This window comes from Stenotrophomonas sp. 24(2023) (assembly GCF_030913365.1).
GTDB lineage: Bacteria > Pseudomonadota > Gammaproteobacteria > Xanthomonadales > Xanthomonadaceae > Stenotrophomonas.
Map to the genome: position 1 here is coordinate 1,402,992 of NZ_CP133160.1, position 14,004 is coordinate 1,416,995.

The following is a 14,004-nucleotide window of genomic DNA, read 5'->3' on the forward strand; positions in this document are numbered from 1 at the left end:
TTCCGATGCTCAAGACCGTTCTGTTCCAACTGCACTGGCTGCTGGGCATCACCGCGGGCACCGTACTGGCCGTGATGGGCCTGAGTGGCGCGACCCTCTCTTTCGAGGACGAAATGCTGCGGGCGCTCAACCCGGGCCTGCAGGAAATCGTCGAACAGCACCAGCAGGGCCAGCCACCGCTGCCCCTGGATGAACTGGTACCGCGGCTGGCCCACGAGGATGGCCGCGCGCTGCAGCGGCTGCGCGTGGATGCCACCGGCCAGCGCCTGTCCACCGCCCGCTTCACCGGGGGCAAGGAACACTGGATCACGTTCGATCCCTATACCGGCGAGCGCTTCAGCGCGCTGCGCGGGCAGGCCTTCTTCGACTTCGTCGAAGACCTGCACCGCCATCTGGCCGTCGGCGAGCGCGGCAAGCTGGTGGTCGGCAGCTGTGCCATCGCGCTGCTGTTCTTCGCCCTGTCCGGCCTGTACCTGCGCTGGCCCCGGCGCTGGTGGCACTGGCGCAGCTGGCTGGTGGTGGAATGGCAGCGCAGCGGCCGCAGCTTCCTGTGGAGCCTGCATTCGGTGGTCGGCAGCTGGGTGCTGCTGGTGTACCTGATGAGTGCACTGACCGGGCTGTGGTGGTCCTTCGACTGGTACCGCAACGGCGCCACGCGCCTGCTGGGTGCCACGCCGCCGGTACATGTGATTGCCGACACGCAGGCGAGGCTGGACCTGGAACGGGTGCAGGCCAGCCTGTATGCGTTGCCGGGGGTCCGCACCGGCTTCATCGACCTGCGCCTGCCCGGCAAGCCCGGGCAGCCGCTGACGGCGCGCGTGATGGCGGGTGATCCGGCCCTGCGCGGCGGCCACCACGATCGTGCCCAGGACCTGCTACAGCTCGACCCGGCCACCGGCGCCATCCTCGATTACCGCCCCTATGCCACGCTCACTGCCGGCACCAAGCTGACCATCAGCATGCTCGCGCTGCACTCGGGCAGCTTCTTCGGCGTACCCGGCCGCATCGTGCTGATGCTGACCAGCCTGGCGATGAGCCTGTTCTTCATCACCGGCTGGCTGCTGTACCTGGACCGCCGCCGCAGCCAGCGCGCTGCACGGGCGTTGCGCCACACCGCGCCCGCCCCGGCACCGCCGGCCGGCACCGACGCACCGTGGCTGGTGGTCCACGCCAGCCAGAGCGGCCTGGCCGAACAGCTGGCCTGGCGGGCCGCGGCGCAGCTGCAGGGCGCCGGCATGGCGGTGCAGGTGCTGCCGCTGGTACGGCTGGAGGTGGCACGGCTGCAGCGCGCCACGCGCGCGTTGTTCGTGCTGAGCACCTTCGGCGACGGCGAGCCACCGGATTCGGCGCGCCGTTTCGCACGCCAGGTACTGCCACAGGTGGCGCCGCTGCCGCAGTTGCATTACGCGCTGCTCGCACTGGGTGACCAGCAGTACCCGCGCTTCTGCGGGTTCGGCCGGCAGGTGGATGACTGGCTGCTGCGGCAGGGCGCGCGGGCGCTGTTCGCACGCGTGGACGTGGACGCCGCCGATGCCGGCATGCTGCGGCACTGGCAGCGCCAGTTGTCCACGCTGACCGGCGTGGCCACCGACGAGGACAGCGCGCTGCCGCCCAGCACCCGGCTGCACGACTGGACGCTGCAGGGCCGCCACCTGCTCAACGCCGGCAGCCAGGGCGGCCCGATCTGGCAGGTGCGGCTGGCGCCCCCCGCCGGCACCGCCTGGAACGCCGGCGACATCCTGCATATCGCACCACGCCAGGACCCCCGGCAGGTGGCAGCCGTGCTTGACGCCCATGGCGTGGACCCGCTGTGCCCGGTGCAGGTCGATGGGCAGCTGCGCACCCTGCTGGAGCTGGCCGCCGAACGCCAGCTGCCCGATGCCGGCAGCGCGCTGCCGGTGCAGGACGGCGCACGCTGGCTGGCCGGCCTGCCCCTGCTGCCCGGTCGTGAGTATTCCATCGCCAGCGCCGGCCACGACACCGATGTGGAACTGGTCGTGCGGCAGGTCCGTGATGCTGGCGGCCGGCCGGGGCTGGGTTCGGGCTGGCTGTGCCTGCATGCCCCCGTGGGCGGCCGCATTGCCGCGCGCGTGCACCGCAATGCCGGCTTCCACCGCCTGCCTGGCCACCGCATGCTGCTGATCGGCAACGGTACCGGCATTGCCGGCCTGCGCAGCCTGCTGCGCGAAGCGGCGCATGCGGGCGAAGCCGGCCACTGGCTGCTGTTCGGCGAACGCCAGCGTGCGCACGACGCCCTGTTCGACGCGGAGATCATGGCCTGGCAGGCCAGCGGGCACCTGGTACGGGTGGACCGCTCCTTCTCGCGCGATGGCGCCACGCCGGACTACGTGCAGCATCGCCTGGCCGGCGCCGCCGACACGCTGCGCGCGTGGATGGCACACGATGCCGTGATCCATGTCTGTGGTTCGCTGCAGGGCATGGCCAGTGGCGTGGATGCCGTGCTGCGCGACGTGCTGGGCGAGGACCACGTGGAAAGCCTGCTGGAACAGGGGCGCTACCGGCGTGATGTCTACTGAGGCCTGACAGCACGATCCGGGGCGCTGGCCCCGGGTCGCACTGCCGTTGCCTCACGCCGCCGCGCGGCGTGGCGATGGTGCCAGCTGGAACGCGGCCACGGCATCGGCCAACGCACGCACCTGGGCCTGCATCGCCTGGGTGGATGCGCCGGCCTCCTCGACCAGGCTGGCATTGCGCTGGGTCGTGGCTTCCATCTGCACCACGGTCTGGTTCACCTGGGCGATGCCCGCATGCTGTTCCTGCGAGGCGGCACGGATGCTGGCCACCAGCGTGGTGAGCTGCCGCACGCCTTCGACGATCGCTTCCATGGTGGTACCCGCTTCGGCCACCAGCGCCGTGCCCTGGCCGACCTGGGCCACCGAATCGGCAATCAGTCCCTTGATCTGCTTTGCGGCATCGGCGCTGCGCTGGGCCAGCAGCCGCACTTCGGCGGCCACCACGGCGAAGCTGCGGCCCTGCTCACCGGCACGCGCGGCTTCCACGGCGGCATTGAGCGCAAGGATGTTGGTCTGGAAGGCAATGCCATCGATCAGGTTGGTGATCTCACCGATGCGGCGCGATGCACCGCTGATGTCCTGCATGGTCGCCACCACCTTGCCCACGGCCTGCCCACCGCGCGTGGCGACATCGGCGGTGGATTGCACCAGCGCATCGGCCTCGCCGGCCGCCGTGGCATTGCGGCCCACCGTATCGGTGAGCTCATGCATGGACGCGGCGGCCTCCTCCAGGTTGGCGGCCTGCTGTTCGGTGCGGCGTGACAGGTCATGGTGGCCTGCCGCGATGCCGGCCACGTCGCTATCGATCGCATGGGCGGCCTGCTGGATGCGGCCGACGATGCGGTTGAGCTGGGCCAGGGTGGCGTTGGCATCGTCGCGCATGGTGGCGAACACGCCCTGCAGGTCGCCGTCCATGCGTACGCTCAGGTCTCCGCGTGCCAACGCGGCCAGCAGCGCCTGCAGGTCACCCAGGTTGCGCTCGAAGGCCGCCAGCAGGCGGTTGAGGCTGGTGGACAGGGTCAGCACGAAACCCTGCTTGCCCTCCAGCGCGATCCGGCCCTGCAGTTCGCCCTGGGCAGCGGCATCCACCAGGGCCGCCACTTCGGTTTCCATCAGGGTCTCCAGCGCGCGGCTGCGCCATTCCACGGCAACCCCCAGGGCATGGCCGTCCTCGATGATGGCATTGGCCACCAGCTGGAAGCGGGTGCCGTCATGGGTGATTTCCCGCTCCTCGCGCCGGCGCACCCGCAGCAGCGCGGCCAGTGCCGGGTGCAGGCCATCGGCCGGCTGGCCCAGCAGCGCCGGTGCGGGAATGCCCAGCAGGGCCAGCAGTGCGGGGTTGGCGTAGGCCACCCGGCCATCGGTATCGACCACCATCAGGCCGGTCTGTGCGCAGTCCAGTGCCTGGCGCACGCGGCTGTTGCCGCGTGCCACCGCGCGTTCGGTATCGATGCGCTCGCGCAGCTGCTGCTGCATGTGGATCAGGCGCTGCGCCAGCTGGCCGATCTCGTCATTGGCGTTGTAGACACGCAGCTGGGTATCAAGACGGTCATCGGCGATGTCACCGGCAAAGCGCAGGGTGTCTTCGATCGGGCGGCGTACCGCGCGCAGCACCAGCACCAGGCTGGTGATCAGCACGCTGGCCACCAGCAGCAGCGTCGCCGCGAACAGCACCGTCATCGTGCGTGCCGCGGCCTGCTGGCGTGCCCGTGCGTTGGCCAGGGCCGTGGCCTGCGCCTGCTGCAGCGTATCCAGCGCCGAAGCAACGGTGGCCGCGGTATCGGCCAGCGACGCGGCCTCCACGTCCAGGCCGACGCGGGCGGCGGTGTATGCCAGCAGGCTGCCCTGGTAGGCTTCCATGCCTGCACGCAGTGCATCCTGCGCATCGGCCCGCAGACCGGCCAACCCCAGTTCGAACGGCAGTTTTTCCTCGCTGGCCCGGTCGGCATGGGCGGCATCACCGCTGAGCAGCAGCAGGGCCTCCTGCCGCCGCATCTTCTGCAGGTGCAGGTCCAGCGCAGGGCGCTGCGCCGCGTCCACGCGCGACTGCAGGGTATCGGCCGCCTGCTGCAGCTGGGCTGCCAGCCCGGCCTCCCCGCGCCCCATTTCATCCACCCGCGCGAACAGCGCCGCCATGCCCTCGGCGAAGCTGTCCACCGACGCGGCCAGTGCCTGCAGGGCCTTCCGCCGGCCGGCATCCATCGGCAATGCACGCAGCGCGCGCAGGTCTTCCTGCAGGGCCTTCTGCGCCGCCAGCAGCTGCTGGCGGTCCGCCGCATCGAAGCTGCGCGCATACTGCGTCTGCAGGCGCCGCGCTTCGGCAACCTGGGTGGCTAGCGAGGCGGCCAGGTCGGTGCCGCGCTGGTAGCTGGCATAGCTGCGTTCAGCCTGCGCGCTGGCATGATGGCTCCAGCCATAGACTGCGGCGATGGCCACCAGGCCGGCACTGCATACCAGCACGGTGGCCTTGAGCTTGTTGGCAACGCTCAGCCGGTGCGGCTGCAGCCACGCCAACAGGCCGGGAAGGGCGGGACGCAGCGCCGCTGCACGGGTGCGCAGGGACCGCAGGCGGGGAACGACGGCCAGCATGTCAGACTCCAGGCGTAATGACGCCTCGTTATCGGCAGGCATTCCAGCAACTTTAGGGTCGCATGTGGCACGCCGTCGCCGTGCAGGGCCTGAGCCGCACACGCCGGAGGGCTGGCGCGCGCGGCCTTTGTACCGGCCGCAGGCGACGCGCCGATGACACCGCGCTTGACCTCAACCCCGGTTGCGGTCGCACAGTAGGTGCCCCACCGGCTCCCGGCCCCCGCCATGACCACGCTCGATGTTCCCCGTTACCTGCACCGCCTGCAGTTGCAGACCGCCCCAGCGGTCAGCCTGTCCGGGTTGACCCTGCTGCAGCAGCGCCACAACGCTCTGCTGCCGTTTGAAACCGTGACCAGCCTGCTGCGCGATGCGGTACCGATCGACCTGGACAGCGTGCAGCGCAAGCTGCTGGTGCAGGGCCGTGGCGGTTACTGCTTCGAACTCAATGGCGCACTGCTGGCCCTGCTGCAGGCGCTGGGCTTCGACGCCCGGCCACTGGCCGCACGCGTGCTGCTGTCGGTGGCCGATGGCGCGCTGAGCGCACGCACGCACCTGCTGCTGCGCGTCCACCTGGAGGGCGATGACTGGCTGGTGGATGCCGGCTTCGGCAGCCTGACCCCGACCGTTCCCCTGCGGCTGCACGACCGCGCGGTACAGGCCACGCCACATGAGGCCTACCGCATCGACCGCGACGGCGAGGATTTCACGCTGCTGGCCGAAGGCGAGCAGGGCTGGCGCCGGCTGTACCGTTTCGATCTGCAGGCACCGGAAGCGGCCGACAACGTGGTCGCCAACTGGTACGTCTGCACCCATCCCGACTCCAGCTTCCCCGGCCAGCTGCGTGCCTCGCTGACCGGGCCGGACTGGCGCCGCACGATCGGCAGCGGCCACTACACCCAGTACCACCCGGGCCAGCCCGCGGACAGGCGTGCGCTGCGCGACGCCGCCGACGTCCGCCAGGTACTGCGCGAGGCGTTCGGCATGGCATTGCCGGATGACCCGCGGCTGGACCCGGCGATCAGCGACTGGCTGCAGCGTTCAGCCCAGGCCTGACCGTCAGGCCTGCTCCGCCTGCAGCGCGATGAGATTGCCTTCGCTGTCCAGGATCTCCGCCACATGCCAGTCACCGGCCTGCGCCGGACCGAAACGCAGTACGGCACCGGCCTGCAGCGCCCGCGCCAGGCTGGCCTGCAGCGCATCGACACCGAAGTAGAGGCGCGCGCCGCGTGCGGCGGGGAGATAGCCCTCGCCGCTCACCAGCGCCACGCTGGCACCCGCACCGTCATCATCGAACGGCAGGTAGGCCATCCGGCACCCGTGCAGATCAACCGGCGCCTGGACTTCGCATTGCAGCCACTGCGCATAGAAGCGGCAGGCGCGCTGCAGGTCGGTGGCCGGTATTTCAACGTGCAGGACCGGGTTCATCATCGGCGGGCTCACGCGGGAAAGGACGGCAGGATGCCATGCTGGCGTTTTCCATGGCGACCGGGAGCCGGACATGCCGCTTGTCGATCATCGCGCCACACTGGCACCGCACGGCGTACTGCGGGTGGCGATCAATCTTGGCAACCCGGTGCTGGCCCAGGGCACGCCCGAAGCACCGCGCGGGCCTTCGGTGGAGCTGGCCCATGAACTGGCCCGGCGGCTCCAGGCACCGGTGCACTTCACCTGCCATCCGGCGGCCGCCGACGTGGTCGCGGCCGCCGGCACCGACGACTGGGATCTTGCCTTCCTGGCGGTGGACCCGGCCCGTGCCGAGCGCATCGCGTTCAGTGCGCCGTATGCGGAAATCGAAGGGACCTACCTGGTGCGCGATGACAGTCCCGCCCGGTCGGTAGCCGACCTGGACCATCCCGGCGCGCGCATCGCCGTCGGGCGTGGTGCGGCCTACGACCTGTTCCTTGCGCGTGCGCTGCAGCATGCCGTCATTGAACGTGCCGCCACCTCCGCCGCTGCGATCACCCTGTTCCAGCAGCAACGGCTGGAGGCTGCGGCAGGCGTGCGCCAACCGCTGCAGGCCTGGGCGCAGGCCCATCCGGGCCATCGCGTGCTGCCTGACCGTTTCACCGTGATCGCGCAGGCCGTGGCCGTGCCGGTGGCGCGCGATGCGGCTGCACGCCACGCCCTGTTCGCCGACGTGGAACTGCTCACGGCCGGTCCGTTCCTGCGCGATGCCTTCGCACGCGCGGGACAGGCCGTGACCCTGCGGGGCGGGCCCGGTGCGCGCCCATAAGCGCGCGGCTCAGGCGACCGGTGCGACCCGCCCGCCCAGCGAGCCCATGGTGAAGACATAACCGGCGTCTTCCAGGAAGCGACGCATGTTCAGTTCCGCCGCACGCGGCGAGGGCAGCGAATTGGGCCCGTACAGCGCGTAGACCACGCCCGCACCTTCGATGGCTTCACGGCGCACCGTGCAGCCGTTGGTGGCCGCCGCCTGGCTCCAGCCGGCGCTCAATGCCGCCGGGCCGATCGATTGACCATTGCGCAGCCTGAAACTCAGCCAGCGCACCTCACCTGCGTATGCGTGCTTCACGTCTTCCGTGCCTCCGCCTGCATGTCGGTAACGCCTCCACTGTAGGGTACGCCGATGTCGTGGCCGGCTGAGACGTTCACAGGACCGACGGCACGCGCGCGCGTTGCGGGCACCTGCTAGGCTCGGGCCGCCATCGGCCGACCAGGACGTCCCTCATGCACCGCGCACGCCGGTTCCTGCTGTCCATGCTGCTGTGCTGGCCGATGCTGGCGCTGGCACGGGACCCGTTGCCGGACCTCGTCGCACAACGCGCCCAGGCGCTGGATTTCAACGGCACCGTGCTGGTGCAGCAGGCCGGACAACCGTTGCTGCTGCGCAGCTTCGGGCTTGCCGACCGCCGCTTCGGCGTGCCCGACACCAACCAGACGGTCTACCGCATCGCGTCGATCACCAAGCTGTTCACCGCGGTGCTGGTACTGCAGCTGCACGAACAGGGGCGCCTGGACCTGCAGCAGACGGTGGCCCACTACCTGCCGGCCCTGGCGCACGATGCTGTCGGGCAGGTCACGCTGCACCAGCTGCTGAACCACACCTCCGGGCTGGCCAACATCGATGCCATTCCCAACATCGAGGACCGCCGCGCCTGGATCGCCGCCGCGCTGGATGATGCCCGCACGCAGCAGCGCCTGCCGCTCTACCAGACACCTTACACGCCGGAAGAACTGATGCAGCGGTTCTGCCGCGGCCCCCGGGTGGCGCCACCGGGAACACGCTTTGATTACAACAATGCCGATTACATCGTGCTCGGCCGCATCATCGAGGCGCTGCACGGCACGTCCTACACGCAGGTGCTCACCGAACAGCTACTGGCCCCGCTGGGCATGACGCACACCGGCATGGCCCGGCAGGCGGTGCCTGTTCCCGGCCTGGCCAGCACCTATTCACTGGCCGCCGACGGCACGACGCTGGAAAACGATCCACCGGTGTACACCGAGAACTGGGATGCGGCCGGTGGCCTGTACTCCACGGCCGAAGACCTGCTGCGCTTCAGCGATGCGCTGTTCAGTGGCCGGTTGCTGGCACCCGATGCCCAGCGCCGTATGACCACCCCGGGCCTGGATGACCATGGCTATGGGGTGTGGATCCGATCGCAGCGCATTGCCGGCACCCCGCACCGCTTCCTGTCGCGGCCCGGGCGGATCATGGGGGCACGCAGCAAGCTGTACCACGATCTGGATGGCGGGCTGACCGTCATCCTGCTTTCCAATGCCGGAACCACCGACCTGGATGCGTTCGCGGCCTGGATCGCTGCACACGCCCATGCCCGGGACGATCCGTCACAGGCGCTCAGGCGAACAACGCATTGAGCGCTGCACCGGACGCTGCGCCCTGCAATCCGTCAAAGCGGCCCTGGCCGCATATCGGTTCAACCGCCTGCATCAACCCACCCCACGCGGCACGCGCCAGCGCGCCACCCAGGCTGATCCGGCGCACGCCCAGCGCAGCCAGGTCCGGCAGGGTGAACGGCACCGGGCCGCCCACCAGCAGGTTCACCGGCTTGGGGGCCACGGCATCCACCACGGCCACGATCTGCTCGCGGGTCTGGATGCCCGGCGCATAGAGCACATCGGCACCGGCAGCAGCGAACGCGCGCAGGCGCCGCAGCGTGTCGTCCAGGTCGGGCACGCCGACGAAGAAGTTTTCCGCACGGGCCACCAGCAGGACATCGGCACCGCTGCGGTCGATCGCCACGCGCGCGGCGCGCAGGCGCGCCAGCGCATCGTCCAGCGGGCGTACCGGCGCCTGCGCATCGCCACTGGCATCTTCGATCGACAGTGCGGCAACACCGGTATCGATGGCCGCTGCCACCGCCTGGCCGACCGCATCGGGCGTGGCACCGAAGCCATCACCGAAATCGGCATTCACCGGCAACGGCGTGGCAGCCACCATCAGCCGCAGGTGCTCCAGCGTGGCCTGCAGGGACACTGCGCCGTCAGGGCGGCCTTCGCTCCAGGCACAACCGGCACTGGTGGTGGCCAGCGCCGCGAAGCCCTGCCGGGCGAGGTAGCGGGCGCTGCCCACGTCCCACGGATTGGGCAGCACGAAGCAGCCCTGCGCATGCAGCGCGCGGAAGGCGGCGCGGCGCGCGGCCAGATCGGTCGGGGCAGGATGCATGTCGGCCTCCACGATGGACATGGCTCGACCTTACGCCATCAGCCCAGCACGCACAGTGGGGTTTCACCCGGGCGCAGGGTCAGCACCTGCACGCCGGTGCGGGTCACCGCCACGGTGTGCTCGAACTGCGCCGACAACCGGCCATCGCGCGTGTGCACCGGCCAGGCATCGGGTGAATGGCGGATCGCCGCCTTGCCCTGGTTGAGCATGGGTTCAATGGTGAACACCATGCCTTCTTCCAGCACCAGGCCGGTGCCGGCATGCCCGTAATGCAGGATCTGCGGCTCCTCATGCATCTCCCGGCCGATGCCGTGGCCACAGTATTCCTTGACCACGCTGTAGCCGTGTTCGCGTGCATGACGGGCGATGGCATGGCCGATATCGCCCAGCCGCGCGCCGGGACGGACCGCGGCAATCCCCTTCCACATCGCCTGGTAGGCCGTGCGTACCAGCCGCCGCGCTGCGTAGTCCACCTCGCCGACCAGATAGGTGGTGCTGGAATCGGCGATATACCCGTTCTTCTCCAGGGTGATGTCCAGGTTGACGATCTGGCCGCTGCGCAGCACGTCCTGGTGGGATGGCATGCCATGGCAGACCACATCGTCGATGGAGGCGTTGAGCACATACGGGAAATCGTACTGGCCCTTGCTGGCCGGCCGCGCCTGCAGGTCATCGACGATCATGCGTTCGACGAAATCATTGATCGCCATCGTGCTGCGCCCTTCCAGCGGCAGCTGGTCCAGCGCATGGAACACCTGCGCCAGCAACGCGCCGGACTGCGCCATCAATGCCAGTTCGGCCGGCTGCTTGACCATGCCGCTGCCGTTCATGCCCGCCCCGGCGCCATCGGTTGTGGCTGCACGCCGGCCGCCCGCAGTTCACGGGCGACGATGTCCTGGAAACTCAGTTCCGGGTGCATCTCGCACAGCATGCCGACCTTGATCCAGAAGTTGGCCTGCGCATTGATCGAGCGGTGGCTGACGGTGCAGGCACGGCGCAGCTGGTCGTGCAGTTCGTCGTCGATGTTGACGATGCCCATGGGGGGCTCCTGAGGGTGATATATGAATCATATACGATCCATATATCACGATCCAGCATGCCGGCCCCGCTCAGGAGGCCGGCGCGCGTGAGGCACCTCAGGCGGCGGCGTGCCGGGCGATAAGCCCCAACCGCAGCAGGCTTTCAGCGGTGGCCACGATGGCCTCCTCGCGCGGGCGCGGCTGCCAGCCCAGCAGGCGGATGGCCTTTTCGCTGGTGGCGTTCATGTTCCGGCCCAGCAACGGCAGCGCCCCGCGCAGCGCAGGGCTGCCGACCGCTGCCTGGCGCACCACCTCGTCCGGCAGCTCGGTCGAGGTCACCGCGCCGGCCGCCTCGCCCAGCCGCTCACGCAGCACGCGGGCGACGTCGATGATCCACAGGCTGTCGCCGGAGATGGCAAGGAAGCGCTCGCCGTTGGCGGCCGGGTGGGTCATCGCCCGCAGGTGCAGATCGGCGACATCGCGCACGTCGACAAAGCCGCAGTTGATCCGGGGCACGCCCGGCTGCCCTTCCAGCAGGTCCTTGATCAGGCGGATGGAGTGCGAGTAGTCCGCCCCCAGCACCGGGCCGAGCACGCCGGTCGGATTGACCGCCGACAGCTGCAGGCCGTTGCCTTCGGTACGGATGAACGCCCAGGCCGCCTGTTCGGACAGCGTCTTGGACTTCTGGTACAGCCACACATCCTCGGCGGTCAGATCGCTCCAGTCGGTTTCATTGAACGGGCGATCCAGTTCCGAGTGCCCGGCGCAGATGGCACCGAAGGCCGAGGTGAGCACCACGCGGGTGAGCCCGGCATCGCGGGCGGCGCGCAGCACGCGCAGCGTGCCGTCGATGGCCGGGGCGATCCAGTCCTGCTCGCTGCGCTGCTCGCCGGTCGGCGTGGCCGAGGCGCAGTGCAGGGCGAAGGTACAGCCAGCGGCGGCCTCGGCCCAGCCCGCATCGTCGGTCAGGTCGGCCACCACGAAGGACAGGCGGTCACCGGCGTCGGTGCCACCGGCCAGCAGCTGGCGGCGGACCTCTTCTTCGCGGCTGAGCGAACGCACGGTGGTGCGCACGCGGTACCCGGCGGCCAGCAGGGACAGGATGCAGTGCTGGGCGATGAAGCCGGTGCCACCAGTCACCAGCACAGTCTGCGGGGAAATCGAAGCGTTCATGCACGTTCTCCATCCGTTCCGCTGGAAGGCTCCAGCTTACAGAACGGGGTTGGGCGCACTGTAGAGACCGGCCCCACCAATGTCTACATATGTAGACTTAACAGCCAGAAACGGTAAACCGGCGTTCAGTCCGGCCGATCGCGGGAACAGGGCTCAGTCGCCGCGGATGGCGACGGACTGGATCAGCTGCTGCAGTTCGGCCTGCGCCTGGGGCTGGGCCAATGCACCGGCGGCTACGGCATCGGACAGCGCCTCGGCGGCCCCCAGCACCGTCCACAGCGCAGCACGCGGCACGCGCGCACCGGGCGCGAACGGCGCCAGCCAGTCCGCGCACTTGCCGATGAAGTCCTGCTGGTAGCGGCGCTTGACCGCCAGCATCTCCGGCGAGCCGCTCAATGCCGCCAGGATGTCCTGCACATCGCGGCCCTGGGTGAGCACGCAGTCGATGTAGCCGGAGGCGATGGCCCCGGCCCGTTCCTGCAGGGTCGCACCGGCGGCGGCGATGCGCTCGTCGAACAGGGCCGTCTGCCGCCGGTCGTAGTCGTCATACAGCGCGGCCAGCAGGCCTTCGCGGGTGGCGAAGTGATCGTAGGCCACCGGCTTGGTCACGCCGGCCGCCTCCGCCAACCGCCCCAGCGAGAGCTGGTCGGTGCCTTCCGCACCGACCAGGGCCCAGGCCACGTCAAGCAGCTGGCGCGTGCGTTGCGGGCGGGGCATCCGGCGGCGGGCAGGGGCAGCAGGCATGGCGGGTGCGGAAACTCATCACGGCGTGGGTGCCGCCATCTTAGTGCCGATCGCCGTGGCTGCCTGCAGATGCGCCTGCGCGCCGCCGGTGTCGCTGTCCAGCAGCAGCGTGGAGGACAGCACGCGCGCGCCGCAGTAATCGAAGATGCCCTTGTCGATCTGCGTCTTCATCGCCGCGCCATAGCCGCGGCGTTCGATCATGTCCTGCCCTGCCCCACCCAGGCCGACCAGGTGCACCTGCAGGTGCTGCAGCTTCTTCTCGACCTTGCCGTCGGGCCCGTCGGCATAGGCCCAGCCCTGGGTGAACACCCGGTCGATCCAGCCCTTGAGCAGCGCCGGGAACGACCACCAGTACAGCGGGTAGACCAGCACCAGGGTATCGGCCGCCGCCAGCCGGGCGTGTTCGGCAGCCACATCGGCCGGTACCGGCCCGGTCTGGCGGAACAGCGCGTTGTCCGCCCCGGTGAAACGCGGGTCGAAGCCTTCGGCGGCAAGATCGGCGAACGCGACGGTATTGTCATCGCCGGCCGCCAGGATGGCCTGCCCGATGCGGTGGGCGACGGCATGGGTCAGCGAGGCGGGGTCGGGATGGGCAAGAACGATCAGGCTGTGCATGGGGAAAGGTCCGGGAGGTCATTACCTACCAAAAGTAACATCCGGAATTTCCCTCACAAGCCACGGGGATGGAATGCTGTATCCACGCCACCGCTGCCGCCCCACGGATTCAAACAGGCGATTGAAACGCACGAAACTTCGCCGAACTGGACATTAATTCCGGGTTCCGCCAGACTGCCGCCCTTCCCGGTACCCTTGGTCCCCATGGCACAGCTGCTGGTCCTGCATGGCCCCAATCTGAATCTGCTCGGCACCCGCGAGCCGGGGGTCTATGGGCACACCACGCTGGCGCAGATCGACCAGGCGCTGCAGGCACAGGCCGCCGCCGCCGGGCACACCCTGGAAAGCCTGCAGTCCAATGCCGAACACGTGCTGGTGGACCGGGTGCAGGCCGCGCAGAACGACGGCACCGCGTTCATCCTGATCAACCCCGCCGCGTTCACCCACACCTCGGTCGCCCTGCGCGACGCGCTGGCCGCGGTGGCCGTGCCGTTCATCGAGATCCACCTGTCCAACCCGCATGCCCGCGAACCGTTCCGCCAGCACAGCTATTTCAGCGACAAGGCGGTGGGCGTGATCTGCGGCTTCGGCGCGGACAGCTACCGCTATGCCATGGACGCTGCGCTGCTGCGCGTGGCGCCCCGTTGACCCCCTGATCATCCACGTCGGGCGTACCCGCCCT

Annotated in this window: 14 protein-coding genes; 5 read left to right on the top strand and 9 right to left on the bottom strand. The window is 69.6% G+C overall.

Features of this window, described 5'->3' with window-relative positions; translation table 11 throughout:
• The first annotated feature begins 5 nt into the window (after window positions 1-5).
• The gene (locus Q9R17_RS06200; RefSeq protein ID WP_308157558.1) at window positions 6-2,537 is read left to right on the top strand and encodes a sulfite reductase flavoprotein subunit alpha; all 2,532 of its coding nucleotides are present in this window, start codon (window positions 6-8) and stop codon (window positions 2,535-2,537) included.
• Between the two features lie 51 nt (window positions 2,538-2,588).
• Here Q9R17_RS06200 and Q9R17_RS06205 read toward each other — a convergent pair whose 3' ends face one another.
• Complete coding sequence (locus tag Q9R17_RS06205; protein WP_308157559.1) at window positions 2,589-5,123, bottom strand: methyl-accepting chemotaxis protein; 2,535 nt, start codon at window positions 5,121-5,123, stop codon at window positions 2,589-2,591.
• Between the two features lie 225 nt (window positions 5,124-5,348).
• On the opposite strand from Q9R17_RS06205, the gene Q9R17_RS06210 reads away from it, so the two are divergent.
• Complete coding sequence (locus tag Q9R17_RS06210) at window positions 5,349-6,176, top strand: arylamine N-acetyltransferase (RefSeq protein WP_308157560.1); 828 nt, start codon at window positions 5,349-5,351, stop codon at window positions 6,174-6,176.
• Window positions 6,177-6,179: 3 nt separating this feature from the next.
• Here Q9R17_RS06210 and Q9R17_RS06215 read toward each other — a convergent pair whose 3' ends face one another.
• Window positions 6,180-6,551 carry a VOC family protein gene (locus Q9R17_RS06215; RefSeq protein ID WP_308157561.1) on the bottom strand — a complete coding sequence of 124 codons (372 nt, stop codon included), beginning with the start codon at window positions 6,549-6,551 and terminating at the stop codon, window positions 6,180-6,182.
• A gap of 70 nt (window positions 6,552-6,621) precedes the next feature.
• Between Q9R17_RS06215 and Q9R17_RS06220 the strand changes: the two genes are divergently transcribed.
• Entirely contained in the window at window positions 6,622-7,356 is a 735-nt protein-coding gene (locus Q9R17_RS06220; RefSeq protein ID WP_308157562.1) for a transporter substrate-binding domain-containing protein, read from the top strand.
• A 9-nt stretch (window positions 7,357-7,365) separates the two neighbouring features.
• Here the strand turns inward: Q9R17_RS06220 and Q9R17_RS06225 are convergent, their stop codons facing one another.
• Window positions 7,366-7,656, bottom strand: coding sequence for a hypothetical protein (locus Q9R17_RS06225; protein WP_308157563.1), 291 nt, complete (start codon window positions 7,654-7,656; stop codon window positions 7,366-7,368).
• 155 nt (window positions 7,657-7,811) lie between these two features.
• On the opposite strand from Q9R17_RS06225, the gene Q9R17_RS06230 reads away from it, so the two are divergent.
• Window positions 7,812-8,963 carry a serine hydrolase domain-containing protein gene (locus Q9R17_RS06230; protein WP_308157564.1) on the top strand — a complete coding sequence of 384 codons (1,152 nt, stop codon included), beginning with the start codon at window positions 7,812-7,814 and terminating at the stop codon, window positions 8,961-8,963.
• Here the strand turns inward: Q9R17_RS06230 and Q9R17_RS06235 are convergent.
• The 6 genes from Q9R17_RS06235 to Q9R17_RS06260 form a co-directional block, all read right to left on the bottom strand.
• Complete coding sequence (locus Q9R17_RS06235; RefSeq protein WP_308157565.1) at window positions 8,944-9,771, bottom strand: isocitrate lyase/phosphoenolpyruvate mutase family protein; 828 nt, start codon at window positions 9,769-9,771, stop codon at window positions 8,944-8,946. The genes Q9R17_RS06230 and Q9R17_RS06235 overlap by 20 nt on opposite strands.
• A gap of 38 nt (window positions 9,772-9,809) precedes the next feature.
• Entirely contained in the window at window positions 9,810-10,586 is a 777-nt protein-coding gene (gene map / locus Q9R17_RS06240) for a type I methionyl aminopeptidase (RefSeq protein WP_308158293.1), read from the bottom strand.
• Window positions 10,587-10,597: 11 nt separating this feature from the next.
• A complete protein-coding gene (locus tag Q9R17_RS06245) occupies window positions 10,598-10,810 on the bottom strand; it encodes a ParD-like family protein (protein WP_308157566.1) in 213 nt (70 codons plus the stop codon).
• Window positions 10,811-10,907: 97 nt separating this feature from the next.
• The gene (locus Q9R17_RS06250) at window positions 10,908-11,963 is read right to left on the bottom strand and encodes an aldehyde reductase (protein ID WP_308157567.1); all 1,056 of its coding nucleotides are present in this window, start codon (window positions 11,961-11,963) and stop codon (window positions 10,908-10,910) included.
• Between the two features lie 153 nt (window positions 11,964-12,116).
• Window positions 12,117-12,707: a TetR/AcrR family transcriptional regulator gene (locus Q9R17_RS06255; RefSeq protein WP_308157568.1), complete on the bottom strand. Its 591-nt coding sequence runs from the start codon at window positions 12,705-12,707 to the stop codon at window positions 12,117-12,119.
• 18 nt (window positions 12,708-12,725) lie between these two features.
• Window positions 12,726-13,322, bottom strand: a complete 597-nt coding sequence (locus Q9R17_RS06260; protein WP_308157569.1) for an NAD(P)H-dependent oxidoreductase — start codon at window positions 13,320-13,322, stop codon at window positions 12,726-12,728.
• Between the two features lie 204 nt (window positions 13,323-13,526).
• Here Q9R17_RS06260 and aroQ point away from each other — a divergent pair, with 204 nt between their 5' ends.
• A complete protein-coding gene (aroQ, locus tag Q9R17_RS06265) occupies window positions 13,527-13,970 on the top strand; it encodes a type II 3-dehydroquinate dehydratase (RefSeq protein ID WP_308157570.1) in 444 nt (147 codons plus the stop codon).
• Window positions 13,971-14,004 lie beyond the last annotated feature (34 nt).

Excerpts from the sequence above, each read along its gene's own strand:
- Q9R17_RS06220 (WP_308157562.1), top strand. The coding sequence starts at position 6,622 with ATGCCGCTTGTCGATCATCGCGCCACACTGGCACCGCACGGCGTACTG.
- Q9R17_RS06250 (WP_308157567.1), bottom strand. The coding sequence starts at position 11,963 with ATGAACGCTTCGATTTCCCCGCAGACTGTGCTGGTGACTGGTGGCACC.
- Q9R17_RS06215 (WP_308157561.1), bottom strand. The coding sequence starts at position 6,551 with ATGATGAACCCGGTCCTGCACGTTGAAATACCGGCCACCGACCTGCAG.
- Q9R17_RS06245 (WP_308157566.1), bottom strand. The coding sequence starts at position 10,810 with ATGGGCATCGTCAACATCGACGACGAACTGCACGACCAGCTGCGCCGT.
- Q9R17_RS06210 (WP_308157560.1), top strand. The coding sequence starts at position 5,349 with ATGACCACGCTCGATGTTCCCCGTTACCTGCACCGCCTGCAGTTGCAG.
- map (WP_308158293.1), bottom strand. The coding sequence starts at position 10,586 with ATGGTCAAGCAGCCGGCCGAACTGGCATTGATGGCGCAGTCCGGCGCG.
- Q9R17_RS06205 (WP_308157559.1), bottom strand. The coding sequence starts at position 5,123 with ATGCTGGCCGTCGTTCCCCGCCTGCGGTCCCTGCGCACCCGTGCAGCG.
- Q9R17_RS06200 (WP_308157558.1), top strand. The coding sequence starts at position 6 with ATGCTCAAGACCGTTCTGTTCCAACTGCACTGGCTGCTGGGCATCACC.
- Q9R17_RS06230 (WP_308157564.1), top strand. The coding sequence starts at position 7,812 with ATGCACCGCGCACGCCGGTTCCTGCTGTCCATGCTGCTGTGCTGGCCG.
- Q9R17_RS06235 (WP_308157565.1), bottom strand. The coding sequence starts at position 9,771 with ATGCATCCTGCCCCGACCGATCTGGCCGCGCGCCGCGCCGCCTTCCGC.
- Q9R17_RS06255 (WP_308157568.1), bottom strand. The coding sequence starts at position 12,707 with ATGCCTGCTGCCCCTGCCCGCCGCCGGATGCCCCGCCCGCAACGCACG.
- aroQ (WP_308157570.1), top strand. The coding sequence starts at position 13,527 with ATGGCACAGCTGCTGGTCCTGCATGGCCCCAATCTGAATCTGCTCGGC.
- Q9R17_RS06260 (WP_308157569.1), bottom strand. The coding sequence starts at position 13,322 with ATGCACAGCCTGATCGTTCTTGCCCATCCCGACCCCGCCTCGCTGACC.